At 66.0% G+C, this 26,932-nt stretch carries 23 protein-coding genes; 20 read left to right on the top strand and 3 right to left on the bottom strand.

What is annotated here, in order from left to right; all coding sequences use genetic code 11:
• Positions 1 to 120 precede the first annotated feature (120 nt).
• The 11 genes from ACFSGJ_RS15490 (at position 121) to ACFSGJ_RS15440 (ending at position 12,677) form a co-directional block, all read left to right on the top strand.
• Complete coding sequence (locus ACFSGJ_RS15490; protein ID WP_390263753.1) at positions 121 to 1,089, top strand: ABC transporter permease; 969 nt, start codon at positions 121 to 123, stop codon at positions 1,087 to 1,089.
• Positions 1,089 to 1,991, top strand: a complete 903-nt coding sequence (locus tag ACFSGJ_RS15485) for an ABC transporter permease (protein ID WP_390263751.1) — start codon at positions 1,089 to 1,091, stop codon at positions 1,989 to 1,991. Before ACFSGJ_RS15490 ends, ACFSGJ_RS15485 begins: the two co-directional genes overlap by 1 nt.
• Positions 1,988 to 2,965 carry an ABC transporter ATP-binding protein gene (locus ACFSGJ_RS15480; RefSeq protein ID WP_390263748.1) on the top strand — a complete coding sequence of 326 codons (978 nt, stop codon included), beginning with the start codon at positions 1,988 to 1,990 and terminating at the stop codon, positions 2,963 to 2,965. The genes ACFSGJ_RS15485 and ACFSGJ_RS15480 overlap by 4 nt, the downstream gene beginning before the upstream one ends.
• Complete coding sequence (locus tag ACFSGJ_RS15475; protein WP_390263745.1) at positions 2,962 to 4,005, top strand: ABC transporter ATP-binding protein; 1,044 nt, start codon at positions 2,962 to 2,964, stop codon at positions 4,003 to 4,005. The genes ACFSGJ_RS15480 and ACFSGJ_RS15475 overlap by 4 nt, the downstream gene beginning before the upstream one ends.
• Positions 4,002 to 5,576: an ABC transporter substrate-binding protein gene (locus ACFSGJ_RS15470; protein WP_390263743.1), complete on the top strand. Its 1,575-nt coding sequence runs from the start codon at positions 4,002 to 4,004 to the stop codon at positions 5,574 to 5,576. The genes ACFSGJ_RS15475 and ACFSGJ_RS15470 overlap by 4 nt, the downstream gene beginning before the upstream one ends.
• Positions 5,573 to 7,477 (top strand): CocE/NonD family hydrolase, encoded by a 1,905-nt coding sequence (locus ACFSGJ_RS15465; RefSeq protein WP_390263740.1) that lies wholly within the window; start codon positions 5,573 to 5,575, stop codon positions 7,475 to 7,477. The genes ACFSGJ_RS15470 and ACFSGJ_RS15465 overlap by 4 nt, the downstream gene beginning before the upstream one ends.
• 170 nt (positions 7,478 to 7,647) lie before the next feature.
• Positions 7,648 to 8,376 carry a lysozyme family protein gene (locus ACFSGJ_RS15460; protein WP_390263738.1) on the top strand — a complete coding sequence of 243 codons (729 nt, stop codon included), beginning with the start codon at positions 7,648 to 7,650 and terminating at the stop codon, positions 8,374 to 8,376.
• Positions 8,373 to 10,454, top strand: a complete 2,082-nt coding sequence (gene flhA, locus ACFSGJ_RS15455; RefSeq protein ID WP_390263735.1) for a flagellar biosynthesis protein FlhA — start codon at positions 8,373 to 8,375, stop codon at positions 10,452 to 10,454. Before ACFSGJ_RS15460 ends, flhA begins: the two co-directional genes overlap by 4 nt.
• Positions 10,451 to 11,242, top strand: coding sequence for a flagellar biosynthetic protein FliR (locus tag ACFSGJ_RS15450; protein ID WP_390263733.1), 792 nt, complete (start codon positions 10,451 to 10,453; stop codon positions 11,240 to 11,242). The genes flhA and ACFSGJ_RS15450 overlap by 4 nt, the downstream gene beginning before the upstream one ends.
• Positions 11,239 to 12,321 carry an EscU/YscU/HrcU family type III secretion system export apparatus switch protein gene (locus ACFSGJ_RS15445; RefSeq protein ID WP_390263731.1) on the top strand — a complete coding sequence of 361 codons (1,083 nt, stop codon included), beginning with the start codon at positions 11,239 to 11,241 and terminating at the stop codon, positions 12,319 to 12,321. Before ACFSGJ_RS15450 ends, ACFSGJ_RS15445 begins: the two co-directional genes overlap by 4 nt.
• Positions 12,318 to 12,677 (top strand): hypothetical protein, encoded by a 360-nt coding sequence (locus tag ACFSGJ_RS15440; protein ID WP_390263728.1) that lies wholly within the window; start codon positions 12,318 to 12,320, stop codon positions 12,675 to 12,677. Before ACFSGJ_RS15445 ends, ACFSGJ_RS15440 begins: the two co-directional genes overlap by 4 nt.
• A 24-nt stretch (positions 12,678 to 12,701) precedes the next feature.
• On the opposite strand, the gene ACFSGJ_RS15435 is transcribed toward ACFSGJ_RS15440, so the two are convergent.
• Positions 12,702 to 14,618: an FAD-binding monooxygenase gene (locus ACFSGJ_RS15435; protein WP_390263726.1), complete on the bottom strand. Its 1,917-nt coding sequence runs from the start codon at positions 14,616 to 14,618 to the stop codon at positions 12,702 to 12,704.
• A gap of 105 nt (positions 14,619 to 14,723) precedes the next feature.
• Here ACFSGJ_RS15435 and ACFSGJ_RS15430 point away from each other — a divergent pair, with 105 nt between their 5' ends.
• Positions 14,724 to 15,203 carry a MarR family winged helix-turn-helix transcriptional regulator gene (locus ACFSGJ_RS15430; RefSeq protein WP_390263724.1) on the top strand — a complete coding sequence of 160 codons (480 nt, stop codon included), beginning with the start codon at positions 14,724 to 14,726 and terminating at the stop codon, positions 15,201 to 15,203.
• A gap of 248 nt (positions 15,204 to 15,451) precedes the next feature.
• Here the strand turns inward: ACFSGJ_RS15430 and ACFSGJ_RS15425 are convergent, their stop codons facing one another.
• Positions 15,452 to 16,678, bottom strand: a complete 1,227-nt coding sequence (locus ACFSGJ_RS15425; protein WP_390263722.1) for an argininosuccinate synthase — start codon at positions 16,676 to 16,678, stop codon at positions 15,452 to 15,454.
• A gap of 104 nt (positions 16,679 to 16,782) precedes the next feature.
• Here ACFSGJ_RS15425 and ilvA point away from each other — a divergent pair, with 104 nt between their 5' ends.
• Positions 16,783 to 18,021 carry a threonine ammonia-lyase IlvA gene (ilvA, locus tag ACFSGJ_RS15420; protein WP_390263719.1) on the top strand — a complete coding sequence of 413 codons (1,239 nt, stop codon included), beginning with the start codon at positions 16,783 to 16,785 and terminating at the stop codon, positions 18,019 to 18,021.
• Here the strand turns inward: ilvA and ACFSGJ_RS15415 are convergent.
• Complete coding sequence (locus tag ACFSGJ_RS15415; RefSeq protein WP_390263717.1) at positions 18,018 to 18,449, bottom strand: NUDIX hydrolase; 432 nt, start codon at positions 18,447 to 18,449, stop codon at positions 18,018 to 18,020. The genes ilvA and ACFSGJ_RS15415 overlap by 4 nt on opposite strands.
• A gap of 76 nt (positions 18,450 to 18,525) precedes the next feature.
• Between ACFSGJ_RS15415 and hslO the strand changes: the two genes are divergently transcribed.
• From hslO to ACFSGJ_RS15380, 7 genes are all read left to right on the top strand, one after another.
• Positions 18,526 to 19,518 carry an Hsp33 family molecular chaperone HslO gene (gene hslO, locus ACFSGJ_RS15410; RefSeq protein ID WP_390263715.1) on the top strand — a complete coding sequence of 331 codons (993 nt, stop codon included), beginning with the start codon at positions 18,526 to 18,528 and terminating at the stop codon, positions 19,516 to 19,518.
• Positions 19,505 to 20,083: a CoA pyrophosphatase gene (locus tag ACFSGJ_RS15405; protein WP_390263713.1), complete on the top strand. Its 579-nt coding sequence runs from the start codon at positions 19,505 to 19,507 to the stop codon at positions 20,081 to 20,083. Before hslO ends, ACFSGJ_RS15405 begins: the two co-directional genes overlap by 14 nt.
• Positions 20,080 to 21,222 (top strand): CCA tRNA nucleotidyltransferase, encoded by a 1,143-nt coding sequence (locus tag ACFSGJ_RS15400; RefSeq protein WP_390263710.1) that lies wholly within the window; start codon positions 20,080 to 20,082, stop codon positions 21,220 to 21,222. Before ACFSGJ_RS15405 ends, ACFSGJ_RS15400 begins: the two co-directional genes overlap by 4 nt.
• A 76-nt stretch (positions 21,223 to 21,298) precedes the next feature.
• Complete coding sequence (locus ACFSGJ_RS15395) at positions 21,299 to 21,895, top strand: LysE family translocator (RefSeq protein WP_390263708.1); 597 nt, start codon at positions 21,299 to 21,301, stop codon at positions 21,893 to 21,895.
• Positions 21,896 to 21,973: 78 nt separating this feature from the next.
• The gene (locus ACFSGJ_RS15390) at positions 21,974 to 23,818 is read left to right on the top strand and encodes an ABC transporter ATP-binding protein (RefSeq protein WP_390263706.1); all 1,845 of its coding nucleotides are present in this window, start codon (positions 21,974 to 21,976) and stop codon (positions 23,816 to 23,818) included.
• A 40-nt stretch (positions 23,819 to 23,858) separates the two neighbouring features.
• A complete protein-coding gene (locus tag ACFSGJ_RS15385) occupies positions 23,859 to 25,694 on the top strand; it encodes an ABC transporter ATP-binding protein (protein WP_390263704.1) in 1,836 nt (611 codons plus the stop codon).
• The gene (locus ACFSGJ_RS15380) at positions 25,691 to 26,929 is read left to right on the top strand and encodes a class I SAM-dependent RNA methyltransferase (protein WP_390263701.1); all 1,239 of its coding nucleotides are present in this window, start codon (positions 25,691 to 25,693) and stop codon (positions 26,927 to 26,929) included. Before ACFSGJ_RS15385 ends, ACFSGJ_RS15380 begins: the two co-directional genes overlap by 4 nt.
• Positions 26,930 to 26,932: the final 3 nt, after the last annotated feature.

The following is a 26,932-nucleotide window of genomic DNA, read 5'->3' as shown; positions in this document are numbered from 1 at the left end:
GAAAAGATCATAAAGTTGCGGCAACGGGACAGCTTTGTAAGCCTTCCTCAAAAAAGAACACCTGAACAGGAAGGAAGCTGCTTTGTCGACCCAGCCAGGCCCGATCCGGGGCAGTAGCTCATGACGGCCTTCGTGATCCGTCGCCTCTTGCAGGCCATCATGGTCCTGCTGATCACGTCGGTCATCGTCTTTGTCGGCGTCTATGCGATCGGCGACCCGCTGGAAATCCTGCTGCCGGCCGATGCCACGCCGGCGGAACGGGCGCAGGTGACGCGGACGCTGGGCCTCGATCAGCCGCTGCCGGTTCAGTATTTCGGCTTTCTGATGCGCGCGCTGCAGGGGGATCTGGGGACCTCGTTCGTCTATAACCAGCCGGCGGTGCAGGTGATCCTGCAGCGGCTGCCGGCGACGCTGGAGCTGGCGTTCTGCGCGCTGTTGCTGGCGCTGGTGATCGGGATACCGCTGGGCCTGCTGGCGGGGCTGCGGCCGGGGACGCGGACAGAGGAAACCGTGATGACCGGCTCGATCCTCGGGTTTTCGCTGCCGAACTTCTGGCAGGGGATGATGCTGATCATGATCTTTGCGGTGATCCTCGGGTGGTTGCCCTCCACGGGGCGGGGGCGGACGGGGACGATCCTGGGCATCGAGACCAGCCTTGCAACGGCGGACGGTATCCGGCACCTGATCCTGCCGGCGCTGAACCTTGCGCTGGCCAAGATCGCGCTGGTGATCCGGCTGACGCGGACGGGCGTGCAGGAGACGATGCCGCTCGATTTCATCAAGTTCGCGCGGGCGCGCGGGCTTTCGGGGCGGCGGATCGTCTCGGTCCATGTGATGAAGAACATCATGATCCCCATCATCACCGTGCTGGGGATCGAGTTCGGGTCGCTGATCGCATTCGCGGTGGTGACCGAGACGATCTTTGCCTGGCCGGGGATCGGCAAGCTGATCATCGACAGCATCAACATCCTCGACCGCCCCGTCATCGTCGCCTACATCCTTGTGATCGTTGCGATGTTCATCACCATCAACCTGATCGTGGACATCCTGTATTCCGTCCTTGATCCCCGCATCCGGGGGAAACGCTAATGGCTGTGCTCCGGCTTCCGGCCCGCATGGGCGAGGGTATCGTCGCAACCTCGGTCAACGGGATCCTGCGCAGCACCAAGGCGACGATCGCGCTGGTGGTTTGCGTGATCCTGATCGGGGCGGCGGTGTTCGCACCCTGGATCGCGCCGCAGAACCCCTATGACCTGATGCAGATCGACGTGTTCGACAGTCGGCTGCCACCGATGTCCGAAGGCTATACCGGCATGATCTATGTGCTGGGCACCGACGGACAGGGGCGCGACATGCTGTCGGCGATGCTTTACGGGCTGCGCACCTCGCTGGGTGTGGGATTGATCGCGGGCGGGCTGGCGCTGGCCATCGGGGCATCGCTCGGGTTGATCGCGGCCTATGCGGGCGGGCGGCTGGACGCGTTCCTGATGCGCTTCGTGGACCTGATGCTGGGCTTTCCGACGATCCTTGTGGCGCTGATGATCCTGGCGGTCTTCGGGCAGGGCGTGTGGAAGGTGATCCTGGCGCTGGTCTTCGTGCAATGGGCCTATTTCGCGCGGGCGGCGCGGGCGGCGGCGCTGGTCGAGGTGAACCGGGATTATGTCGAGGCCGCGCGCTGTCTGGGCCTGTCGCATTGGCGGATCCTCTTCGGGCATCTGCTGCCGAACTGCCTGCCGCCGCTGATCGTCATCGGCACCATTCAGGTGGCAAGCGCTATCGCGGCCGAGGCGACGCTCTCGTTCCTGGGCATCGGCCTGCCGATCACCCAGCCATCGCTGGGGCTGCTGATTTCCAACGGCTATCAGGTGCTGCTGGCCGGGCTTTACTGGATCAGCGTGTTTCCGGGGCTTCTGCTGCTGCTTCTGGTCTTCAGCATCAACATCGTGGGTGACCGGCTGCGCGAGGTTCTGAACCCGAGGCTGGTGAAATGAGCGGGGATGCGATGCTGGATCTGAGAGAGCTTCAGACACATTTCTTCACCCCCGCGGGCGTGGTGAAGGCGGTGGATGGCGTGAGCCTGACCGTGAACCGGGGCGAGATCGTGGGGCTGGTGGGCGAATCCGGGTCGGGCAAGTCGATCACCGGGTTTTCGATCATTGGTCTCGTCGATCCGCCGGGGCGCAACGTGGGCGGGCAGATCCTGTTCAACGGCGAGGATCTGCTGGGTGCGCCGGAACGGCGGCTGCGCGGGCTGCGCGGCAACCGGATCGCGATGATCTTTCAGGACCCGATGATGACGCTGAACCCGGTGCTGTCGATCAGGACGCATATGGTGGAAACGGTTCTGGCCCATGAGAAGGTGGGGCGGGCAGAGGCGCTGCGCCGGTCGGTCGAGGCGCTGGAGATGGTGGGCATCCCGGATGCCGCGCGGCGGATCGAGAGCTATCCGCACGAGTTTTCGGGGGGCATGCGTCAGCGGGTGGCGATCGCCATCGCGCTGTTGCACCGGCCGGACCTGATCATCGCGGACGAACCGACGACGGCGCTCGATGTGACCATCCAGGCGCAGATCCTCGCGCAGGTGCAGAAGCTCTGCCGGGAACTGGGGATGGGGCTGATCTGGATCAGCCATGACCTTGGGGTTGTGGCGGGCTTGGCCGACCGGGTGGCGGTGATGTACGCGGGGAAGATTGTCGAACAGGGGCCGGTGGACGAGGTGCTGGACCGGCCGCGCCATCCCTATACGCAGGGGTTGGTGAATTCGGCGCCGCTGGCGAATGAGCGGGGCAAGCCGCTGCGCCAGATCCGAGGGGCCGCGCCGCCGCCGTTGCAGCGGCCGGAGGGCTGTGCGTTCCGCACCCGCTGCGATTTCGCCACCGACCGGTGTTTGCAGGAGCCGCCGGAGTCGGAGGGCGTGCACCGCTGGCGCTGTTTTCATCCGCGCAACATGGAGGGCGGGGCATGAGCGAGGTCTTTGCCGAGGCTGTTGGCGTTTCGCGCCGCTTTACCACCGAGCCTGACTTGGCCGAACGCATCGCGGTGAAGCTGGGGGCGCGGGATACGCGCAAGGTGGTGCATGCGCTGGATGGGGTGAACCTGACCATCCGGCGGGGCGAGGTCGTGGGGCTGGTAGGGGAATCCGGGTGCGGGAAGTCCACGCTGGGCCGGATCATCGCCGGGATGCTGCCGCCGAGCGAGGGGACCGTGCGGTTTCGCGGAAAGGACCGGGCCAGCTTGCGCGGGCAGGAGGCGCGGCAGGCGCGGCTGGAAACGCAGATCATCTTTCAGGACCCGATGTCGTCGCTGAACCCGCGCAAGCGGGTGGTAGACATCATTGGCGAGGCGCCGGTGGCGCATGGGCTGATCCCGCGCAAGGACAAGGCGGCGCTGGTGGCGGGGCTGTTGGAGAAGGTAGGGTTGGACCCGTCCATGCGCGACCGGTTCCCGCACCAGTTTTCCGGCGGGCAGCGGCAGCGGATCGGGATTGCCCGGGCGCTGGCGGTGAACCCGGAGTTCCTGGTCTGTGATGAGAGCATCGCGGCGCTGGATATTTCCATCCAGGCGCAGGTCATCAACCTGTTCATGCAGCTGCGGCAGGATCTGGACCTGACCTACCTGTTCATCAGCCATGACCTGAGCGTGGTGCATCATATCGCCGACCGGGTGGTGATCATGTACCTGGGGCGCGTGGTGGAAAGCGGGCCGACCGAGGCGATCTTTGCCAGCCCCAACCATCCCTATACCGCCGCGCTGCTGGAGGAGGTGCCGCGCATCGACCGGCGGCACCGGAGCTTTCAGCCGGTAAAGGGGGAGATTCCGTCGCCGATCAACCCGCCCTCGGGGTGCCATTTCCATCCGCGTTGCCCCTTTGCGATGGACCGCTGCCGGGTGGAGCGCCCGGCGCTTGTCCCCGTCGGCGGCGGGCAAGAGGCTGCGTGCCACCTGAACGACCTGGCCGAAAGGCCGCGATTCACACAGACCAATAACAGGGAGATACCAGCATGACGAAATTCCGCGCCGCCCTTGCCGGGCTGCTTCTGGCAACCACCAGCCTGACGCCGGCCCTTGCCGCCGATCTGGTGATCGGACGTTCGACCGAGCCTTCCGCGATTGATCCGCATTTCTCGCGCACCGGCAACAACCAGATGACGGCCGACAATATCTTTGAGCCGCTGCTGCTGACCGATGAAAACCTGCAGATGACCCCCGGCCTCGCGACCGAATGGGAAAACATCGACGAGCTGACCTGGGAAATCCAGCTGCGCGAGGGCGTCAAGTTCCACGACGGCTCTGACTTCACCGCCGATGACGTGGTCTTTTCGCTCGAACGGGTCAAGGACATCCCGAACAGCCCCGCGCCCTTTACGGATATGGTCAGTTCCATCGCCTCGGTGGAGAAGATCGACGATCACGCGATCCGCATCGTGACCCATTCCCCGAACCCGGCTTTGCTGGAACAGATCGGGCGGGTCTTCATCGTCTCGCAGGCCGCGGCCGAGGGCGCCTCGGTCGAGGATTTCAACGCCGGAACGGCCGCCATCGGCACTGGCCCCTACCGCTTCGTCAACTGGCGCCCGGCGGAATCGCTGACTGTCGAGCGGTTCGACGACTATTGGGGCGAGGCGCCGGATTACGGAACGGTCGAATTCCGCTTCATCAGCAACGATGCGGCGCGCACGGCGGCGCTGCTGTCGGGGTCGGTCGATCTGATCGACGCGGTGGCGCCCTCGGACGTGGCGCGGCTGGAAAACACGCCGGGCCTCAAGGTCTATGGCGTGGATTCCGGGCGTCTGGTCTATCTAGCGCTGTCGATGCGGGATGATACGGCGCCGGGCGTGGTAAATGCGCAGGGCCAGCCGATCGAGCCGAACCCGTTCCGCGACGCCAATGTGCGGCGGGCGATTTCCCACATGATCGACCGGCAGCTTATCATCGACCGCATCCTGAACGGGGCGGCCGTCGCCTCGGCGCAGATCGTCCCTTCGGTTCTGGGCGGTTACGCCGAGGATCTTCAGCCCGAACCCGCCGATCCCGCACGGGCGCGCGAGCTTCTGGCCGAGGCGGGCTTCCCTGACGGGTTCGGGATCACGCTCTATTCCTCGAACAACCGGTTTCCGGGGGACGGCGACATCGCGCAGGCGATGGGGCAGATGCTGGCCCGCGGCGGGTTGCAGGTGAACGGTGTGGTGACGCAGCCCTATAACGTCTATGCCGGCGCTGCGACCAATGGCGAGTTCGGCGCCTTCGTCTTCTCGCTCGGGGCATCGACGCCGAATTCCGAGGCGAACCTGCGCGCGCTGTTGCAGACCCGGGATACGGATGCGGGGACCGGCGGGTTCAACCGGATGCGCTACTCCAACCCCGAGTTCGACGCGGCGCTGAACGAGGCGGTGCAGGAGTTCGACCCCGACCTGCGCAATGAAAAGCTGGCCGAGGCGACCCGGATCGCCATGGAGGATCAGGCCATCGTGCCGCTCTACTTCCAGCGGGTCTACTGGGCGTCGAAGGAGGGGATCGACTTTACCCCGAACCTTGCCGAACGCACCGTTGCCACAGACGTAAGGGCTGAAAATTGACCGATACCCTTGTGAACACTGCGCCGGCCACATCCGTGGCCGGTATTCCGGGCCTGCCCGATGACGTGATCGTCGATTTCAACGTCATGGTGCGGATGCGGGACGGCGTGCATCTGGCGACCGACGTCTATCGCCCCGCGGGCATGACCGGGGCGCTGCCGGTGATCCTTGAACGGACGCCCTATGACAAGGCCGGCACCCCCCGGACCGAGCTTTCGGTGGCGCGGCCCGATCCGATGACCCGGCCCGAACTGGCGGTCAGGCTGGCGCGGCTGGGATATGTCGTCATCTGGCAGGATTGCCGGGGGCGCTATGCCTCCGAGGGGCATTTCACCAAGTACCTGTCCGAGGGCGAGGACGGGTTCGATACGCTGGAATGGATCGTGGCGCAGCCCTGGTGCAACGGCAAGGTGGGCATGATGGGCCTGTCCTATGACGCGCATACGCAGATGGCGGCGGCGTGCCTGAACCCGCCCGGGCTGGTCTGCATGGCGGTGGATTCGGGCGGGTTTTCCAACGCCTTTACCTGCGGCATCCGGCAGGGCGGCGCGTTCGAGCTGAAGCAGGCGACCTGGGCCTATCACCGGGCGATGGAGGGGGGCGCGGCCCTGACCGACCCGCGGGTGAAGCCTGCGGTGGCGGCGGAAAGCCTGATGGACTGGTTCCGGGTGATGCCCTGGGGCAAGGGCCGGTCGCCGGTGCGCTGGAACCCGGAATATGAGGATTACCTGCTGGAGCAGTGGCAGCGCGGAACATTCGACGACTTCTGGAAGAAGGTCGGCATCTATGCGGCGGGCTATTACGACAGCTTCCCCAAGGTCGCGACCACCTTCATGTCGAGCTGGTACGACGCCTATGTGCAGACCACGCTGGAGAATTACGAGGGGCTGAAGGGCGACCCGGATCGGCCGCTCAAGCTCATCATGGGACCCTGGACGCATGGCAACCGGTCGCGCACCGTCTTCGGCGACGTGGATTTCGGTCCCGCCGCGACCTTTGACGGGCAGGTGGACGAGGACTGGCTGACCTATCGGATCAAGTGGTTCGACCGCTGGCTGAAGGGTGCAGAGGCGGATGAGGGCGCGAAGGTGCATCTGTTCGTCATGGGCACCGGCCGCGGCGGGCGGACCGCGGCGGGGCATCTGAACCACGGCGGGCAGTGGATCACCAGCAGCGACTGGCCGGTGCCGGAAGCCGCACCGCTGGACCTGTATCTGCGGCCCGACATGGGGCTGGGGGCAGAGCCTGCGACGGGGGAGGGGGCGATCAGCTATGATTTCGATCCTGCAAACCCGGTGCCGACCATCGGCGGGTCGCTGACCTCAGGGGAACCGGTGTTTACCGGCGGCGGGTTCAACCAGGTGGAGGACGCGGCCTTCTATGGCTGCACGCGGCCCGGCATGCCGCTGTCCGCGCGCCGCGATGTGCTGTCCTTCGAAACCGATCCCCTGGCCGAGGATACGCTCGTCGCAGGGCCAGTGGAGGTGGAGCTTTGGGTGACCTCCGACGCGCCCGACACGGATTTCACCGCCAAGCTTGTGGATGTCTATCCGCCTTGCGACGACTATCCGCGGGGCTATGCGCTCAACATCACCGACGGGATTTTCCGCTGCCGCTATCGCAACGGCTTCGACCGGCCCGAACCGATCGGGAACGGCGAGGTGTTCCGCATCACCATCCGGCCCTTTGCCACCGCGAACCTGTTCAAGAAGGGGCATCGGGTAAGGCTGGATATTTCATCCTCGAACTTCCCGAAATATGACGTCAATCCTAATACCGGAGAGCCCGAGGGGCAGTCACGCCGGCGGCGCGTAGCGGTAAATACGGTATTCGTGAACGCGGAGCGCCCCTCTCGGTTGCGGCTTCAGGTGCTGAACGCGGATCTCCTGACGCAGGGCTGACAGGAGGCTCGGAACCAGACGCACACGCCGTTGCCCGGCGTGTGCATTCGCAAGGCGCGGGCTGAAACGCGCTATGCGCCGTGCAATCGGGGCGCCGCTTCCCGATCCTAACCTTTTGTAAACAAAGCCGCTCTAGCGTGCCGGAAACGGCAGCAAGAAATGCGGCTTTGATGAAAAGAATCGTTCTTACGGCTCTGTTCCTGTGCTGGGGGCTTCCCGGTCTGGCGCGCGCCGATCTTTCCGTGCTTTGCGATCGCGCGGCGATCGAGGCGTCAGAGGCGACGGGCGTCCCGCTGTCGGTGATGAAGGCGATCACCCGCGCCGAAACCGGCCGCCCCCGGCAGGGAGAGATGCGCCCCTGGCCCTGGACCGTCAACATGGAGGGGCGCGGCGCATGGTTCGACACTATGGCCGAGGCGCTGACCTTCGTGCGCGATCATCATCGGCGCGGCGCGCGCAGCTTCGATGTCGGATGCTTTCAGATCAACTACCACTGGCATGGCGAAAACTTCTCTTCGTTCGAGGAAATGTTCGACCCGCGCAGCAATGCCTTCTACGCTGCCCGCTTCCTGCGCGATCTCTATCATGAGCAGGGCTCGTGGGACATGGCCGCCGGCGCCTATCACTCCCGCACGCCGGAATTCGCGCAAAGATACCGCGCCCGGTTCGAGGCGTTCCGCGCCCGTTTTCTGGCCGAGGACGGGATGCGCCATTCGCTGCCCGATCTGCCCGCCGGCGCGGTGACGCGGGCGGTCAGGGTCCGGGTGAATACCTATCCGCTGCTCCTTCCCGGCTCGGGGGGGCGCGGAGGTTCGCTCGTCTCGACCGATGCGCAGGCCGCGGGGCCGTTTTTCAGTTCAGCCGCCCGGCCGCTGGTCGAAACGGGGGATCTGCCATGAAGCTCAGCATCCAGTCGCTCTTTCAGCCGACGGTCCTTCTGGCGCTCGCGCTGATGGCCGTCATCGTGATGATGATCCTGCCGGTCCCGGCCTGGGTGCTTGATGTCGGGCTTGCCGCCTCGTTCGGGCTGGCGATCCTGATCTTCACCGTCACGCTCTTCATCGAACGCCCGCTGGATTTCTCGTCCTTCCCCACGGTGCTTCTCGCGACGCTTATGCTGCGGCTCTCGCTCAACGTGTCATCGACCAAGCTGATCATCGGGCAGGGCCATTCCGGCACCCATGCCGCCGGCAATGTCATTCAGGGCTTTGCCATGTTCATCATGGGCGGCAGCGTCTTTCTCGGCGTTGTTGTCTTCTGCGTCCTGCTGATCGTGAACTTCGTGGTGATCACAAAGGGTGCAGGTCGCATGGCCGAGGTGGGGGCGCGCTTTGCGCTCGACGGGATGCCCGGCAAGCAGCTTGCCATCGACAGCGACATGTCCGCCGGCGCAATCACCCATCAGGAGGCCAAGGCGCGGCGCGAACGCGAACAGGCCGAGACGACATTCTTCGGGTCACTCGACGGCGCCTCGAAATTCGTCAAGGGCGATGCGGTGGCGGGTCTTCTCATCACGCTGCTCAATATCGTGATGGGGCTGATCATGGGCACCGTCATCCATGGAATGCCGATCGGGCAGGCCTTTGAAACCTATGCGATCCTTACGGTCGGCGACGGTCTGGTCAGCCAGATCCCGGCCGTGATCATCTCGATCGCCGCGGCGCTTCTGCTTGCGCGGGGCGGCGTTTCGGGCGCGACGGACCGCACGCTTTTTTCGCAACTGGGGCGGTATCCGCAGGCGCTCGCCACTGTGGCGGTGCTGATGGCGCTCTTCGCGCTTGTTCCCGGCCTGCCTTTCCTTCCCTTCGTTGCAGGGGCGGGCGCGCTTGGGGCTGCAGCCTGGCATGTGCGGGGTCTGGCACAGAAAGCCGAGGCTGAGGCGGCGCTTCCCCCGGCAGAGCCTGCGCCGCGCGACCGGTCGATGGGCGACCTGCTCGATCTGGAAGATATCCATGTGGAATTCGCCCCGGATCTTGTGCCGATGGTTCTCGATCCCGCCACCGGGCTCGATGCGCGGATCGCCAACATGCGGTCCCATGTCGCGACGGTCTACGGAATCATCCTGCCGGAGATGCGCCTGACGGACGATGCGGGCCTTCCGCCCGGAACTTACCGCATCCGTATCCATGGCGTGGAACAGGCGCGCGATCATCTCCGCCCTGACAAGGTTCTTGCGCTATTGGCCGGGCCAGAGGCCGACGGCCCGATGGGCGAGGACGTGCGGGAACCCGTCTACGGCGCCCCGGCCCGATGGGTGAACCGCGACGATCAGGATGAGGCCGCGCTTGCCGGCGCAACCGTCGTCAACGCGCCCGAAGTCCTCGCCACGCATCTGCTGGAGGTGGTGAAGCGAAACTTCGCGCGCCTTTTGACGATGAAGGCCCTTCGCCGCCTGCTGGACGAATTCGCGAACCTCTCCGATGCGTCCCGTGCGGAATCCAACCGCCGTCTGCTCGACGATCTCGTGCCCGACAAGATCCCGGTCGAACTACTGCTCGCCGTCCTCAAGCTTCTGGTGGACGAGCGGGTTTCGATCCGCAACCTACCGCTGATCCTTGAGGCCATCGCCGAGGTCCGCACAACCCACACCACGCCCGAAACCATCTGCGAACATGTGCGCCAGCGGCTGGGGTTCCAGCTGGTGGCCGACCTGCGCCGGGATGACGGAACCATCCCGCTGATCCAGCTTGCGCCCGAATGGGAAGGCGCGTTCAGCACCTACCAGATCGAGGGGGAGCGGGGCCATACCGACGTCGCGCTGCCCCCGGCCGAGTTCAACCGCCTTGCCAATGCGCTTCAGGAAAAGCTCACGAAATCGGCCGAGGCCGGGCTGAACCCCGCCGTTGTGACGACAGTCCGACGCAGGCGCTTCCTCCGCACGGTTCTTGCGGCGCGCGGCATGACCGCCCCGGTTCTTTCGTTCGAGGAAATCGGGATCGAGGCGCGCCCCGCCCTCGTGGGCCTGATCGCCGCATGAACCCGGCGCTGTCCGAGACGATGGCGGCGCTGCTGGGGCAGGGGCAAGAGATGCTCCTTGCGGGGTTCTTCGTCTTTCTGCGGGTCGGCGCGGCCATGGCGACCTTGCCTGTCTTTGGTGAACAGGTGGTCCCGCTGCGCGTGCGGCTTGGCCTGACGGTCGCGTTCACCCTGGTCGTCACACCTCTCGCCTGGGCCGATATGGGCGCCCTTGTCGCGGCGGCGGAGGTCCTGACCCGCGCCATCGCGACCGAAACCATCGCCGGGTTGCTGATCGGCCTGTCGCTGCGGCTCTTCGTGATGGTGCTGCAGATCGCGGGAACGATCGTTGCGCAGTCGATTTCGCTGTCGCAGTTTCTGGGCGGCGCCGGGCCTGATCCGCAACCGGCCGTCGCGCAGCTTTTCTTCCTCGCGGGGCTCGCGCTGGCCGCCGCGGCGGATCTGCATGTTCGCGTGGCCGAGCTTTTTCTCTTTTCCTACGAGCTGATGCCGGCCGGGCAGTTTCCCGGCGGCTCCACTGTTGCGGAGTGGGGGATCGGACACATCGCCCGGGCCTTCACGCTCGCCTTCACGCTTGCGGCCCCGTTCGTCATCGCCGCCACGATCTACAACCTCGCGCTGGGCGCGATCAACAAGGCGATGCCGCAGTTGATGGTGGTCTTCGTCGGCGCGCCGGCCCTCACGCTTGGCGGGCTCCTGTTTTTGCTGGTGATCACCCCGATCCTGCTCGGCGTCTGGCACGCGGCCTTTCTGCGCCTGCTGGCCGACCCGTTCACAGGTGCCGGATGAGCGAGGAAGACGCCCAGGAAAAGGAACACGAACCATCCCAGCGCAAGCTCGACGAGGCACGGCGCCGTGGCGAGATCGCCAAGTCGACCGATGTGACGGCTGCGGCGGCCTTCGCTGGCTTTCTCGTTGCCGGCCTGGCGGCAGGGTCGCTGATGGGCGAAACGCTGGGGACGTTGGGGCGGGTTCTCCTGGATCAGGCCGACCGGCTTGCGCCGCTTCTGTTCGGCGGCAGCGGTGCGCCGGTTGGCGGCATCCTCCTGACACTGGCGGCGGGGCTCGGGCCGCTGTTCCTCGTACCGATGGGCTTTGCGGTCGCGTCGCTTCTGGCGCAGCGGGCGCTGGTCTTCGCGCCGGAAAAGCTTCAGCCAAAGCTGTCGCGCGTCTCGCCCCTGTCGAATGCGCGCAACAAGTTCGGGCGTTCGGGCCTGTTCGAATTTGCAAAAAGCTTTCTGAAGCTCATCCTGATCGGCACGGTCCTGTGGATATTTCTCTTTGCCCGCCTGCCCTCGATCGCGGCGAGCCTCTACCTTGGCCCGGCGATGGTGGGCCGCCTGCTGTTCGAACTTGTCGCGGTCTTTCTGCTGATCCTGATCCTGCTGACCGGCGGCATCGGGGTCGTCGACTTCCTCTGGCAGCGGGCAGAGCATATCCGCAAGAACCGAATGTCCCGCAAGGAGATGCAGGATGAGATGAAGCAGACCGAGGGCGACCCGCATATGAAGCAGCAGCGGCGCCAGCGCGGGATGGAGATCGCCTCGAACCGGATGATGGCGGATGTTCCGAAGGCCAGTGTGGTGATCGTGAACCCCACGCATTACGCGGTGGCGCTGCGCTGGTCCCGGCGGTCGGGCGGTGCGCCGGTCTGCGTGGCCAAGGGCGTCGATGAGATCGCGGCGAAGATACGTGAACTGGCGCAGGAAGCCGGTGTGCCGCTGCACCATGACCCGCCGACGGCGCGGGCGCTTCACGCGACTGTGGCGGTCGGCTCGGAAATACGGCCGGAGCATTTTCGCGCAGTCGCGGCCGCGATCCGCTTTGCCGAGGCGATGCGCCTGCGCGCGAAAGGAGGTTGGCGATGACCGACAGGACGATGACCGAGAAGGCACGGAAGCTCGCGGCGCTCCGGTCGCTTACGACGGCGGCGCGCGAGGCGCGGCTGGCAGAGTTGCGCCGCGCCGCCGCGGCGCGGGACGCCACGCTTGCGATGCTGGCCCGGATCGACCGTCGGTCGATGGTGGACCCGGGCGACATCGCCGCACATTGCGCACAGGCACTTTATGCGCAGTGGCAGCAGAACCAGCGCCGGCATCTCAACCTGCGACTGGCGAGAGAGACGGCGATCTGGCTTGCCGCGAAAGAAGAAGCCGCCCGCGCCTTTGGGCGGGACGAGGTTCTGGGCAAGCTGATCGAGCGTGCAGGGGCAAGGAAGGGGTGATTGCCCCATCATACCCCGGCGATTTCAGGCCGGGCCCTGCGACAGCATGAAGCCGGTAAAGAACGCGGCAAGCTCCTCCTGCGCCCCAAGCGGCAGGACATGGGCGACGTATTGATCGGGGCGCACGACCACCATGCAGCCGCGCTGCCGGGCGATCCCCCGCAGATCAAAGATATCGCGCCCTGCCGCGCCGTCACGGCAGAACGCCTTTTCGTAATCGCGCAACCGCAGGCGTCCCTTTTGCGGAAAAAGCGCCGGCGGCAACTGTCCGATGTCCAGATCGTGCCTGTCCTGCTGGAATACCGCGCGAAAGTCGATCAGGGCGTCGGGGTCGGCACCAGCGCCTGTGAAACGCCTCACTGGCGAGTCTGGCGCTTCATAGAGAAAATCACAGAGTTTCCGGATCGCGGAACCCGCTGCTGCCGGATCATCAGCAGGGCAAAAGGCGAAGATGCGCCAGCGCCCGTCCGCGAGGATCGTATGACCCAGTTCCAGGGTTTTGGCATCCGCCAGCCGGATCACGGGCGCGGAGTGAAACCGCGCGCCGATCGGGAAGCCGCGGGCCAGATCCTGCCAGTCAGGCGCCCCAACGATCGCTGACGGGCCATAGGTTACGGACATCCCGGCGGTATAACGCCCGTGCTCGATGAAATACCGCTGGAAGGTTGGCAGATCACCCGCGCCGGGCGCCGGTTCGGCGGGGCGCGCGCTCATGATACGGGACCATTCGCGGTCGAAGTCGATCAGATCCTGCGCCACCGCCTGACGCTCGGCCGAATAGCTGTGCAGGATCCGCGGCGGGCACTTTCCCTCCAGCACCGAGGCGAGCTTCCAGCCCAGATTGAACGCATCCCCCATTGAGACGTTCATCCCCTGACCCGCCTTGGGGCTGTGGGTGTGGCAGGCGTCGCCCGCGATAAAGACGCGGGGCTGGCGCTGCGCTGCATCTTCCTGGGGCACGTCATCGAATTTCTGCGTGAGCCGCTGGCCGATTTCATAGACCGACCACCAGACGACATCCTTCACGTCCAGCGAATAGGGCCTGATGATCCGTTGCGCGGCCGCGATCAGATGGTCGACGGTAAGGTTGCGGTTTGCGACACGCTCTCCGGGGTCGAGCTTGTCCAGTTCGATATAAAAGCGGACGAGATATCCGCCTTCGCGGGGGATGATGACGATGTTGCCCTCTGTGGCGGACTGGATCAGGCTTTTGCAGCGGATGTCGGGAAAGTCGGTGACGGCGAGGATATCCATGACACCCCAGGCGTGATTGGCCGAGTCGCCTGACAACTCCAGCCCGATGGCACGCCGGACCGCGCTGCGGGCGCCGTCGCAGCCCACCACATAGCGGGCGCGCAAGGTACGGGTGTCCGGCTTGTCCGACTCGCGGATGGTGATGATCACGGGGTAGTCGGGGGCGTCATGGTCCACCGAGAGGTCGACCATTTCGATGCCGTAGTCGGGAACCAGCCGCGAGGGCGCATTGCGCATCTTTTCCAGATACATGTCATGCACCCGCGCCTGATTGAGGATCATGTGCGGCATTTCCGACAGCCCCTCTTCCACATCCCGGACGCGACCGTTGCGCCGGATCTGCCCGGGCGCGTCCGGATCGGGCTTCCAGAAGGTCGTCTCATTCACCCAGTAGCCCTGACGCAGGACCTTTTCGGCAAAGCCGAACGCGTTGAACATCTCCATGCTGCGGCACGAAATCCCGTCGGCCTGGCCCCTTTCCATCGGGCCGGGGCGCCGCTCGATGATGCGGGTGTTGATCCCGGGGAAGGCGGCGAGTTGCGCCGCAAGCGTCAGCCCCGCCGGACCGCTGCCGACGATCAGGACGTCAAGCAGATCGGGAAGCGGCCCCTGACCCTCCTCACGGCCCGGTGCGGCGTCGAGATGATCGGGGTCACCCGGCCGGAAGCCATCGAGATAATACTGCATCGCGTCCTTCCTGCGCAATTAGTAAGATAACTTACTATATCGGGTGCGCGATTGCAAGAACTGATATGTGCGCATACTATCGACGCAGTCTTACGGAGGATGAAGATGACTGCGCCCGGAACCGTCAGCCATGCCTTGCCGGGCCATCTGATCCGCAGGCTTCACCAGATCTCGACCCAGCTGTTCCTGCAGCGTGTCGCGGATGCCGGCCATGACCTGACGCCGGTTCAGTTTGCGGCGCTCGACGCGATTGGCCATTACCCTGGCATCGATCAGGCGGGACTTGCGGATCATATCGCCAAGGACCGCGCCACAACCGGGTCGGTGATCGAGCGGCTGGAGCGCAAGAGGCTGCTTGTGCGGACGGTCAGCGCGCGTGACAAACGCGCCCGCGTCCTGACGCTTACCGAGGAGGGATGCAAAACGGTTGCGGCACTCTTGCCGGTCGTGACCGGATTGCAGCGCGATATCCTGCAGGGGCTGGATGAAGCCGAATACGCGACCTTCGTCAAACTTGCCGCGAAAGCCGCCAAACAAGCCGATGCGCTTGTTTCTACGCCCGGCGACGGCACGAACCGCGGATAGCGACGCCCTCACTCCGGCCGGACGTCTCATGTCCTCCGGGATCCTTCGGAATGCGCATGGATTCAGGCGGCATATGGAGGCGAGTGAAGAAAAGGCGCGAACGGGAATGTCAGGCCGCGTTCAATTCATTGGCCGCTCCGGGCGAGATTTCACGCACAGGAACAGGGCCGAAAACCACTTGCGCGCCAGCAGGCGTGGGACAAGGTAAAAAGCCCCGTCAGGCGGGGCTTTTTCCTCTGCCGGTCGCCTTACTGCCCCAGCCGGCGTTTGCGTGTGGCGATCAGCTTCAGCCGCAGCGCGTTCAGCTTGATGAAGCCCGCCGCGTCCTTCTGGTCATAGGCGCCGGCGTCTTCCTCGAAGGTCACATGCGCTTCGGAGTAGAGCGAGTGGTCCGACCAGCGCGCGACGGTGCGGGCAAGGCCCTTGTAGAGCTTCAGCCGCACGGTGCCGGTCACGTGTTCCTGGCTCCGGTCGATCAGAGCCTGCAGCATCTCGCGTTCCGGGCTGAACCAGAAGCCGTTGTAGATCAGCTCGGCATAGCGCGGCATCAGCTCGTCCTTCAGGTGCGCCGCGCCGCGGTCCAGCGTGATCTGCTCGATCCCGCGATGGGCCTCCAGCAGCAGGGTGCCGCCGGGGGTCTCATAGATGCCGCGGGACTTCATGCCGACGAAACGCCCTTCGACAAGGTCAAGGCGTCCGATGCCATGCTTGCCGCCGAGTTCGTTCAGCGTGGTCAGGATGGTCGCGGGCGACATCGCCTCGCCGTTGATCGCGACGGCATCGCCACGCTCAAAGGTGATTTCCACATATTCCGGTGTGTCCGGCGCGTTCTCGGGGTCAACGGTGCGCTGGTAGACGTAGTCGGGCGCTTCCTCGGCCGGGTTTTCCAGCACCTTGCCTTCGGACGAGGTGTGCAGAAGGTTCGCATCGACGCTGAAGGGCGCCTCGCCGCGCTTGTCCTTGGCGATCGGGATCTGGTTCGCTTCGGCAAACTCCAGCAACTTGGTGCGGCTTGTCAGATCCCATTCGCGCCAGGGGGCGATCACCTTGATGTCCGGGTTCAGCGCATAGGCCGAGAGTTCGAAGCGCACCTGGTCATTGCCCTTGCCGGTCGCGCCATGGGCCACGGCATCGGCGCTGGTTTCCGCCGCGATCTCGATCAGCCGCTTGGAAATCAGGGGCCGCGCGATCGAGGTGCCCAGCAGGTAGAGCCCTTCATAGACCGCATTCGCCCGGAACATCGGGAAGACGAAGTCGCGCACGAATTCCTCGCGCACATCCTCGATATAGATGTTTTCGGGCTTGATCCCCAGCAGTTCGGCCTTCTTGCGGGCCGGGTCCAACTCCTCGCCCTGGCCGAGATCGGCGGTGAAGGTCACCACCTCGCAGCCATATTCGGTCTGCAGCCATTTGAGGATGATCGAGGTATCCAGCCCGCCGGAATAGGCGAGCACGACTTTCTTGGGGGCGGACATGGGCACTCCTGTCGGAAATGTTTCACGCGGTCTATTGCCTTTTCCCAAACGGGACAAGAGCGGCCCCTGTTCAAGCGGTGCAAACAGGTCTAGCGTCCGCGGCCATGAGCGACTTTGCTGAAAACGCCCGCCAAGCCTGTGCCGAAATGCGCCTTCTCTTTGCCGAGACGCCGCTGTTGCGCAACGATCACCTGTCGCAGCGGTTCGGCGCCGAGATCTGGCTCAAGCGCGAGGATCTGTCGCCGGTGCGATCCTACAAGATCCGCGGGGCCTTCAACGCGATGCGCAAGGTGCTGGCGCGCGACCCCGGGCAGGGGCAGTTCGTTTGCGCCAGCGCGGGAAACCATGCGCAGGGGGTGGCCTATGCCTGCCGCCACTTCGGGGTGCGCGGGACGATCTTCATGCCGGTCACGACACCGCAGCAGAAGATCGACAAGACCCGGATGTTCGGGTCGGGGGCAGTCGATATCCGGCTCACGGGGGACTACTTCGACCAATCACTTGCTGCGGCGCAGGCGTATTGTGCTGAACAGGGGGCTCATTTCCTGTCGCCCTTCGACGATGCCGATGTGATCGAGGGGCAGGCGAGCGTCGCGGTCGAAATTGTCGAACAGCTTGGCCATGCGCCCGACATGGTGATCCTGCCGGTGGGCGGGGGCGGTCTCGCCTCGGGCGTGACGGGCTATCTGGGCGGGCAATGCGACTTCCGCTTCGTCGAACCCGCGGGCGGGGCGAGCCTGACTGCTGCGCTTGCCGCGGGTGCGCCGGTGACGCTGCCCCGGGTCAACAGCTTTGTGGATGGCGCGGCCGTGGCCCGGATCGGCGAAAAGACCTTTGCCATGCTGGCGGATGTCGACCCGGCGCATGTGCTTCTGGCGCCCGAGGATCGCATCTGCACCACCATGCTTGAGATGCTGAACGTCGAGGGCATCGTGCTGGAGCCTGCCGGGGCGCTGGCCATCGACGCACTGGGCGACCTGGCCGACCAGATCCGGGGCAAGACGGTCGTCTGCGTCACATCCGGCGGCAACTTCGATTTCGAGCGTCTGCCAGAGGTGCGCGAACGGGCCATGCGCTTTTCCGGGATCAAGAAATACTTCCTGCTGCGCCTGCCGCAGCGGCCCGGTGCGCTGAGGGACTTCCTCGAGATGCTGGGACCGGACGACGATATCGCGCGGTTCGAATACCTCAAGAAGTCCGCACGGAACTTCGGCACCGTGCTGATCGGGATCGAGACGAAGGACGCGGGCAACTTCCGGCCCCTGTTCGACAGGATGGATGCGGCGGGTCTCGCATGGCGCGACATCACCGGCGACGAAACCCTGTCCGAGTTCCTGATCTAGCGGCCGATCCGCGCAAACTGCCGGTCGCCTTCGTTGCCCAGAAGACGGGACGCCGCGTCCGAGGCCATCCAGATCGCGCTGTGCCCGGGTTCCGTCGGCGGCCCAAGCCGGCGCACCGGCTGTGCCAGGTAGATCGTGCAGAGCTTTTCCGCCCAGAGATCGTATTCGGGCATGTAGGCAAAGCGGCGGAACGCCCCCAACCGGCGCAGGACGCGGATTCGCCAGCCGGTTTCCTCGAACACCTCGCGGTGGAGCGCATGGATCGGATGTTCGCCCGGGTCGATCCCGCCGCCCGGAAGCTGGTATTCCGGTACCGGGTCTTTCTGATGGGTAAGCAGCAGGTCCCGCCCCTCGCGGATCACTGCGTAGACGCCGGGACGCCGACGATAGACCTGACCCGCCTTCGGGCCTTCGCCGAACCTGCGCATGTGCTGCCCCTTGGTGCTTCGGTTGTCGTCCTTATATAGACGCGGTATGCCTTGAAGCGGCACTTAAGGAAACCCCATGACACTTGGTTCGCAGATCGCCTGGGACGATACCGTCCTGCCATTTCAACTTGACCGTTCCGATATCCGGGGCCGGGTGGCGCGGCTCGACGGGGTATTGGATCAGGTTCTGGCGCAGCATGACTATCCGCCCCAGGTCGAGGCGCTGGTGGCGGAAGCCGCGATGCTGACCGCGATGATCGGGCAGACGATCAAGCTGCGCTGGAAACTGTCGCTCCAGATCCGGGGCGACGGGCCGGTCCGGCTGATCGCCACCGATTACTACGGCCCCTCGTCCGAAGGAACGCCGGCGCGTATCCGGGCCTATGCCGGGTTCGACCGCGACCGGATCGACCCGGACATGCCGGCCTTCGACCAGATCGGCAAGGGCTATTTCGCCATCATGATCGACCAGGGCGAAGGCATGGTCCCCTATCAGGGTATCACCCCCATCGCGGGCGGTTCGCTTGCCGCCTGTGCCGAGACCTACTTCGCGCAGTCCGAACAGCTGCCGACGCGCTTTGCGGTGTCCTTCGGACGCTCGCAGGTGCCCGGCGGCATCGAAAGCTGGCGCGCCGGGGGCGTGATGCTTCAGCACATGCCCAAGGCCTCGCCCCATGTGCTGGGTGAGGGCGGGTCGGGCGAAGGTGGTCTTCTGGCGGCCGACGACATCCTTTCGGGCGATGAGGGCGAGAACTGGAGCCGCGCCAACCTCCTGCTCGACACGGTCGAGGAGATGGAGCTGATCGGACCTTCGGTGCATCCCACCGACCTTCTGGTGCGTCTGTTCCACGAGGAGGGCCCCCGGGTCTATGACGCACAGCCGGTCACCTTCGGCTGCACCTGTTCCGAGGATCGCGTCCGCGAAAGTCTCTCGATCTATTCGGCCGAGGATATCGCCGAGATGATCACCGACGAAGGGATCGTGACGGCCGATTGCCAGTTCTGCGGCGCGCATTACGAGTTCGACCCCCGGACGCTTGGGCGTGAGGCGGAAGGTGGCAGCGCCTGATCCGTTCAGCAGCCTTCTGGGTGCGGTCGGACCGTCCTCGGATTACGACCTGAACGGGCATGTCGCGCTGTCGCCCGACCGCATCCTGCGCCCGGCGGCTGTTCTGGTGGGGCTGGTCGAAGGCCGGGATGGCCCGCGGGTCATCCTGACCAAACGTGCCTCGCACCTGCGCCATCATCCGGGGCAGGTGGCGTTCCCGGGGGGCAAGTTCGAGCCCGGGGACGCCACGCCCGAGGCCGCCGCCCTGCGCGAGGCGCAGGAGGAGATCGGCCTCGATCCGGCGCAGGTCGAGCCGCTGGGTCGCCTGCCGCAACATGAAACGGTGACGGGCTTTGCCGTGACGCCGGTCTTGGCCCGCATCCACGGCGCCTTTGCCCCAGTCCCCGAAGCGGGTGAGGTGCAGGAAGTGTTCGACGTGCCGCTGTCCCATGTCACGGACCCGGCGCGGTTCCGGATCGAGCGGCGGATGTGGCGCGGGGAATGGCGGCGCTATTACGTCGTGCCCTTCGGCCCCTATTACATCTGGGGGGCAACGGCGTGTATCCTGCGGGGGCTGGCGCGATGAGCGTGGCGGGCCCCTGGCTTGAACGCGCGGCACCGGTCTGCACGATGCTCACAGGGGCGGGCTTTCGCGCGCTCTTCGTCGGCGGATGCGTCCGGAACGCGCTGCTGGACATGCCCGTCAGCGATGTGGATATCGCGACCGACGCAACCCCCGACCGTGTTCTCGCGCTCGCGGAGGCCACCGGCCTGCGCGCCGTTCCGACCGGCATTGCGCATGGGACGGTCACGATCATCGCCAATGGCACACCGCATGAGGTCACGACCTTCCGGCGGGATGTGGAAACGGATGGCCGTCATGCCGTCGTCGTCTTTGGCACGGACATCGCGGAGGATGCGGCGCGCCGCGACTTCACGATGAACGCGCTCTATGCCGACCCGTCGGGCCGGGTCGTCGATCCGCTGGGCGGGCTCGATGACCTGCGCGCGCGCAGGCTCCGGTTTGTCGGCGACCCGGCGCGACGGATTGCCGAGGATTATCTGCGCATCCTGCGCTTTTTCCGGTTTCACGCGTGGTATGCTGACCCGGCAGCGGGTCTGGACCCGGACGGGCTTGCCGCCTGTGCGGAGCAGGCCGAGGGCATCGAGGCGCTGTCGCGCGAGAGGGTGGGGGCGGAAATGCGCAAGCTGCTCGCCGCGCCCGACCCCGCCCCGGCGGTCGCAGCCATGGCACAGACGGGTATCCTGACGCGTATCCTGCCCGGTGCCGATGCGCGGACCTTGCCGGTTCTGGTCCATCTGGAGGCGGGGGAGGACGTAGCGCCGGACTGGACGCGCCGTCTTGCGCTTCTGGGCGGCGAGGGCCTGCCCGGACGCCTGCGCCTGTCACGCGCCGAGGCCCGGCGGCTGGAGACATTGCGCAGGCTCGCCCTGGACGACGCGGGGGCCGCGGAAACCGCCTATCGCCATGGCGCGGAACTGGCGCGCGATGCCTGCCTGATCCGCGCGGCGCTGATGGGCGTGCCTTTGCCCGGCGACTGGAAGGCCGCCATAGAACGCGGGGCCAGTGCCGTCTTCCCTGTCTCGGCCCGCGATCTGGCCGCGCGATACGACGGCCCTGCGCTCGGCGCGCGGCTGCGAGAGCTGGAGGCGCGCTGGATCGCCTCGGGCTTTGCGCTCGGGCGGGACGAACTTCTGGCTTGACCCTTCGCGCCTGCGCCGGCACGACTGGGTCATCCCCTCACGGTGGCCTTGCGGGCCGCCATTCACGGTGGCGACGATGCCGTTCGAACTCCTTCTCTCGCTTTTCACGATCGCGATGGCCTCTTCCTGGACGCCGGGTCCGAACAACGCGCTCGTCGCGGCCTCGGCGGTGAACTTTGGCCTGCGCCGCAGCCTGCCGCATGTGGCGGGGATCGCGCTCGGCTTTTCCTTCATGATCCTTGTGGTGGGGCTGTTCCTGGGTGAGCTGTTTCAGCAAAGCGCGCTGCTGCGCGAGGGTCTGCGCTGGGGCGGGGCGGCGCTGCTTTTGTGGGTCGCGTGGAAGATCGCGACCGCGGGGGGCGTTGGTGGCGCGGCGGGCCGGGCGCGCCCCTTCACCTTTGTCGAGGCGGCGGCCTTTCAGTGGATCAACCCCAAGGCCTGGGTGATGGCGTTGGCGATCAGCGCGCAGTTCGTCCGGGCCGACGCGCCGCTGGTCTCGGCGCTCTGGATCGCGGCTGTCTTTGTCGGGGTCGGGTTCACGTCGGCCTTCGGCTGGGCTGCGGCCGGGCAGGCGCTGCGGCGCTGGCTGTCGCATCCAGCGCGGCTGCGCGCCTTCAACATGGTGATGGGCGGCATGATCGCCCTGGGCGTCGTCTGGATGTTTCTGGAATAGGGTGCAGGTTTCCCTTGGGCCGGATCGGGTCTATATGCCCCAGAGGTCCCCGGTCCGGGCCGTAAAAGGTGTTTTCCCGTGCTGCGTCAATTCGAGCGTCTCGTCGACCCCTATACGCCTTATGAAGAAAATGACACGCCGCCCCGGCGGCTGTGGCCGTTTCTGCTGACCTATTCGCGCCCCTTCCGCGGCGTTTTCGTCGCGACGGGCATCATGTCGGTGATCGTCGCCGCGATCGAGGTCGGGCTGATCTGGTATATGGGGCGGCTCGTGGACCTCCTGTCGCTTGACGATCCGGGGGCCTTCTGGGCGGCGCACGGGACGGAACTGATCCTTGCGGCGGTGTTCATCCTGGTGCTGCGGCCCTTGCTTCAGGGGCTCGATGTCGCGCTCCTGAACAACGCCATCCTGCCGAATTTCGGAACGCTGATTCGCTGGCGGGCGCATCGCCATGTCCTGCGCCAGTCGGTGGGCTGGTTCGAGAACGACTTTGCGGGACGTATCGCGAACCGGATCATGCAGACCCCGCCCGCGGCGGGCGATGCCGTCTTCCAGATCTTTGACGCGATCACCTTTTCCATAGCCTATATGATCGGCGCAGTGGTCCTGCTGGCCGATGCCGATCCCCGGCTTGCGATCCCACTGCTGATCTGGCTGGTGCTCTATGGCCTTCTTGTGCGCTGGACGCTGGTACGGGTCGGTCCCGCGTCCAAGGCCTCGGCGGACGCGCGGAGCGAGGTCACGGGACGCGTCGTGGACAGCTATACCAACATCCACGCGGTCAAGCTGTTTGCACATCATGCCCGCGAACTCGACTATGCGCATGAGGCGATCGAAAGGACCCGCCAGACCTTCGCTCGCGAGATGCGGATATTCACTGTCATGGACATCTCGCTGGTCGCGCTGAACGGGTTTCTCATCGTTTCGGTCGTGGGTTGGGCGATGTATCTGTGGATGGCGGGGCAGGCCTCGGTCGGCGTGATCGCTGCCGCGAGCGCGCTGACGCTGCGGCTCAATGCGATGACCGGCTGGATCATGTGGTCGCTTTCGACCTTCTTCCGCTCGCTCGGCGTCGTGGCCGAGGGGATGGAGACGATCGCCCAGCCGATCACGCTGCGCGACGCCAGGGGGGCCCGGCCGCTGGAACTGCGCGAGGGGCGGATCGAGCTGCAGAACCTCAGCCATCACTACGGGCGCGAGAGCGGCGGCATCGACGGCATCGACCTGACCATCCACCCGGGCGAAAAGATCGGCCTTGTGGGGCGGTCAGGCGCGGGCAAGACGACGCTGGTCAAGCTTTTGCTGCGCTTCTACGACCCGGATGGCGGGCGTATCCTGATCGACGGGCAGGATATCGCGGGCGTTGCGCAGGACAGCCTGCGCGCCCGGATCGGCATGGTGCAGCAGGACAGCGCGCTGTTGCACCGTTCCGTGCGCGAGAACATCCTTTATGGCCGCCCTGACGCGAGTGACGCGGAAATGATCGCCGCAGCCGAACGGGCCGAGGCGCATGGCTTCATCCTTGGTCTGGAAGACCCCGAGGGCCGGCGCGGCTATGACGCCCATGTGGGCGAGCGCGGGGTGAAACTCTCGGGCGGGCAGCGGCAGCGTGTGGCGCTGGCACGCGTCATTCTCAAGGACGCGCCGATCCTCGTTCTGGATGAGGCGACATCGGCCCTCGACAGCGAGGTGGAGGCGGCGATTCAGGACACGCTTTATCGGGTGATGGAGGGCAAGACCGTGATCGCCATCGCGCATCGCCTGTCGACGATTGCCCGGATGGACCGGATTCTGGTGCTCGATGGCGGTCGCATTGTCGAAGAGGGTACCCATGATGCCCTTCTGGCGAAGGGCGGGCTTTATGCCCGGTTCTGGGACCGGCAGTCGGGCGGGTTCATCGGCACGGACGAGGCCGCAGAATGATGTGCCGCAGAATGAGGGGCGGCACGATGAGGATGGCGGGATGAGAATTGCGCGGTGGCTTGACCTGATCGACGCCTTCAAACCCGCCGAGGGGGCGCCGCCCCGCAGCCTTGGCGCCTTTTTCTACTGGTGCCTTTCGGGATCCTGGCCGGTGCTGATCGGGGCGGGGCTGATATCGGCGCTGGCGGGGGTGATGGAGGTCGTGTCGGCGCTGCTCCTCGGGCGGGTGATCGACCTTGCGCTCGCCTCTGGCCCCGAGGGATTCTTTGCCCAGAATGCGGCGTTGCTTCTGGGGGCCTTGCTTTTCTTTGTGCTGCTGCGCCCGCTGATCTTTGCGGCCTCTTCGGCGGCGAACTCTGTCGTGGTGGTGCCGAACGTGACGCCGCTGGTCCTGTCGCGGATACATCGCTGGACCATGGGGCAGGCGGTCACGTTCTTTGACAACGACTTTGCCGGTCGGATCGCGCAAAAGCAGATGCAGACGGCGCGGGCCGTGACCGATGTCGCGTCCGAATGCATCAACGTTGTGGCCTTCGCGCTGGCCTCGCTGGTCGGATCGGCGGTCTTTCTGCTGGCGATCGACGCGCGGGTCGCGGTGGCGCTGGCGGTCTGGCTCGTGATCTATTTCGGTTTGATCCGTTACTTCATCCCGAGGGTGCGGAAGTACTCGGCCAAGCGCGCCGGGGCACGGGCGATGGTCTCGGGGCAGGTGGTCGATACGATCACCAACATCAAGACCGTCAAGCTGTTCGCGCACACGGATCATGAGGACCGCGAGGCGCTGTCGGCGATGGCGGTATTCCGGGAACGCAGCCTGGAATTCGGGGTCGTCTCCGCCACCTTCCGCCTGACGCTGATGACGGTCGCCGGCATCCTGCCGGTCCTGCTGATCGGCGGGACGCTCTGGCTCTGGTCGCTCGGGGTGGCGACGGCGGGGGATATCGCGGCGACGGGCGCGATCTCGATCCGCATCGCGCAGATGACCGGCTGGGTGAGCTTTACGCTCATGGCGATCTACGGGAATGTGGGCGAGGTCGAGGACGGCATCCGTACCCTCACGCCGCCCCATGCGCTGACCGACGCGCCCGATGCGCAGGATCTGCCGCCGCTGCGGGGCGAGGTGCGGTTCGACCACGTAAGCTTTGCCTACGGCACCGGCGCCGGCGGGGTGCGCGACATCGACCTGACCGTGCGGCCGGGCGAGAAGATCGGCATCGTCGGCGCCTCGGGCGCGGGCAAATCGACGCTGGTCGCGTTGCTGCTCCGGCTTTACGAAACCGAGACGGGGCGGGTCCTGCTGGATGGTCATGACGTGCGGAAGATCACGCAGGAAAGCCTGCGGCGTCAGATCGGCATGGTCACGCAGGAAACCGCGATGTTCAACCGGTCCGCCCGGGACAACATCCTTTACGGGCGACCCGGTGCTTCGATGGAGGATGTGATCGCCGCCGCAGAAAAGGCCGAGGCGCATGATTTCATCATGGCGATGGTCGATCATGCGGGGCGTCGCGGATATGACGCGCATCTGGGCGAGCGGGGGGTAAAGCTTTCGGGCGGGCAGCGGCAACGGATCGCGCTTGCGCGGGCCTTCCTCAAGGACGCGCCGATCCTTGTGCTGGACGAGGCGACATCGGCGCTCGACAGCGAGGTCGAGGCGTCGATCCAGGACGCGCTGTTGCGGGTGATGGAGGGCAAGACGGTTCTGGCCATCGCGCACCGGCTGTCCACGATATCGGCGATGGACCGGATCATCGTGCTGGAGGATGGCCGGATCGTCGAAGAGGGGACGCATGACGCCCTCCTGGAACGGGGCGGCACCTATGCCCGCTATTGGGAACGGCAGTCGGGCGGTTTCCTGGGTGAGGCCGCGGAATGAAGGTGACGATTGCCCGGTTGGGCCATCGGGGCGACGGGATCGCGGTAACGGCGGACGGACCGGTCCTTGTGCCGCTGGCGCTGCCGGGCGAAGAGGTCGAGGGCGAGGTGGCGGCAGGCCGCATGGCCGCGCCGAAGATCCTGACGCCCTCGCCCGATCGGGTGCGTGCGCCCTGCCCGCATTTCCGTGCCTGCGGCGGCTGTCTGCTGCAACATGCCTCGGACCCGTTCGTCGCGGCGTGGAAGCAGGATGTGGTCGTGGCGGCGCTGGCGGCACAGGGGCTGGAGGCCCCGTTCCGCCCCATCCGGACCTCTCCGCCGCAATCGCGGCGCCGGGCGGCGCTGGCCGGGCGGCGGACAAAGAAGGGCGTGATCGTCGGGCTGCATGGCCGTGCCTCTGACACGGTGGTGCCGATCCCGGACTGCCACCTGCTGCATCCGGATCTGATGACACTGCTTCCGGTTCTGGAACGGATCGTGATGCTTGGCGCCTCTCGCAAGGGGGAACTGACGCTGGTCGTCACCCGGTCCGATTTTGGCGCCGATGTGGCGGTGCGCGGGGGCAAGCCGCTCGACGCGCCCCTGCGCGCCGATCTTGCCGCACTGGCCGAGGGCACAGGCCTCGCCCGCCTTGCCTGGGACGATGAGGTCATCGCCCTGCGCCAGCCGCCCGCGCAAGGGATGGGGAAGGCCCTGGTCGTGCCGCCCCCGGGCGCCTTCCTGCAGGCGACGGCCGAGGGCGAGGCCGCCTTGCTTGCAGCGGTTCGCGACGCGGTGGGCGAGGCGCGCCGGATCGCCGATCTTTTCGCGGGATGCGGAACCTTCGCCCTCCCGCTCGCCGAGCGGGCCGAGATCCACGCGGTGGAAGGTGGCGCGGCGATGACCGGGGCGCTTGAACAGGGCTGGCGGCAGGCGCAGGGGCTGCGCCGGGTCACGACCGAGGCGCGCGACCTGTTCCGCAGGCCGTTGTCGGGGGCCGAGCTTACGGGGTTCGACGCCGTGGTGATCGACCCGCCCCGCGCGGGCGCCGAGGCACAGATGGCCGCGCTTGCGCAAGGCGATGTTCCGGTGATCGCGGCCGTGTCCTGCAACCCGGTCACCTTTGCCCGCGATGCGCGGCTGCTCATCGACGGGGGCTATCGCCTCGAATGGGTGCAGGTCGTCGATCAGTTCCGCTGGTCGCCCCATGTGGAACTTGCAGCCCGGTTTGCGAAAGGCCATATCGCCCGAAACTGACAA

The sequence above is a fragment of the Halodurantibacterium flavum genome, from assembly GCF_042681825.1.
Classification (GTDB): domain Bacteria; phylum Pseudomonadota; class Alphaproteobacteria; order Rhodobacterales; family Rhodobacteraceae; genus Halodurantibacterium; species Halodurantibacterium flavum.
The sequence above is the reverse complement of the archived record's forward strand: the minus strand, read 5'-3'. Positions and strand labels throughout refer to the sequence as shown.

Excerpts from the sequence above, each read along its gene's own strand:
- ACFSGJ_RS15415 (WP_390263717.1), bottom strand. The coding sequence starts at position 18,449 with ATGCGCAGGTTCGGCGAAGGCCCGAAGGCGGGTCAGGTCTATCGTCGG.
- ACFSGJ_RS15445 (WP_390263731.1), top strand. The coding sequence starts at position 11,239 with ATGAGCGAGGAAGACGCCCAGGAAAAGGAACACGAACCATCCCAGCGC.
- flhA (WP_390263735.1), top strand. The coding sequence starts at position 8,373 with ATGAAGCTCAGCATCCAGTCGCTCTTTCAGCCGACGGTCCTTCTGGCG.
- ACFSGJ_RS15430 (WP_390263724.1), top strand. The coding sequence starts at position 14,724 with ATGACTGCGCCCGGAACCGTCAGCCATGCCTTGCCGGGCCATCTGATC.
- ACFSGJ_RS15460 (WP_390263738.1), top strand. The coding sequence starts at position 7,648 with ATGAAAAGAATCGTTCTTACGGCTCTGTTCCTGTGCTGGGGGCTTCCC.
- ACFSGJ_RS15425 (WP_390263722.1), bottom strand. The coding sequence starts at position 16,678 with ATGTCCGCCCCCAAGAAAGTCGTGCTCGCCTATTCCGGCGGGCTGGAT.
- ACFSGJ_RS15395 (WP_390263708.1), top strand. The coding sequence starts at position 21,299 with ATGCCGTTCGAACTCCTTCTCTCGCTTTTCACGATCGCGATGGCCTCT.
- ACFSGJ_RS15470 (WP_390263743.1), top strand. The coding sequence starts at position 4,002 with ATGACGAAATTCCGCGCCGCCCTTGCCGGGCTGCTTCTGGCAACCACC.
- ACFSGJ_RS15480 (WP_390263748.1), top strand. The coding sequence starts at position 1,988 with ATGAGCGGGGATGCGATGCTGGATCTGAGAGAGCTTCAGACACATTTC.
- ACFSGJ_RS15435 (WP_390263726.1), bottom strand. The coding sequence starts at position 14,618 with ATGCAGTATTATCTCGATGGCTTCCGGCCGGGTGACCCCGATCATCTC.
- hslO (WP_390263715.1), top strand. The coding sequence starts at position 18,526 with ATGACACTTGGTTCGCAGATCGCCTGGGACGATACCGTCCTGCCATTT.
- ACFSGJ_RS15450 (WP_390263733.1), top strand. The coding sequence starts at position 10,451 with ATGAACCCGGCGCTGTCCGAGACGATGGCGGCGCTGCTGGGGCAGGGG.
- ACFSGJ_RS15440 (WP_390263728.1), top strand. The coding sequence starts at position 12,318 with ATGACCGACAGGACGATGACCGAGAAGGCACGGAAGCTCGCGGCGCTC.
- ACFSGJ_RS15490 (WP_390263753.1), top strand. The coding sequence starts at position 121 with ATGACGGCCTTCGTGATCCGTCGCCTCTTGCAGGCCATCATGGTCCTG.
- ACFSGJ_RS15385 (WP_390263704.1), top strand. The coding sequence starts at position 23,859 with ATGAGAATTGCGCGGTGGCTTGACCTGATCGACGCCTTCAAACCCGCC.
- ACFSGJ_RS15400 (WP_390263710.1), top strand. The coding sequence starts at position 20,080 with ATGAGCGTGGCGGGCCCCTGGCTTGAACGCGCGGCACCGGTCTGCACG.
- ilvA (WP_390263719.1), top strand. The coding sequence starts at position 16,783 with ATGAGCGACTTTGCTGAAAACGCCCGCCAAGCCTGTGCCGAAATGCGC.
- ACFSGJ_RS15380 (WP_390263701.1), top strand. The coding sequence starts at position 25,691 with ATGAAGGTGACGATTGCCCGGTTGGGCCATCGGGGCGACGGGATCGCG.
- ACFSGJ_RS15485 (WP_390263751.1), top strand. The coding sequence starts at position 1,089 with ATGGCTGTGCTCCGGCTTCCGGCCCGCATGGGCGAGGGTATCGTCGCA.
- ACFSGJ_RS15475 (WP_390263745.1), top strand. The coding sequence starts at position 2,962 with ATGAGCGAGGTCTTTGCCGAGGCTGTTGGCGTTTCGCGCCGCTTTACC.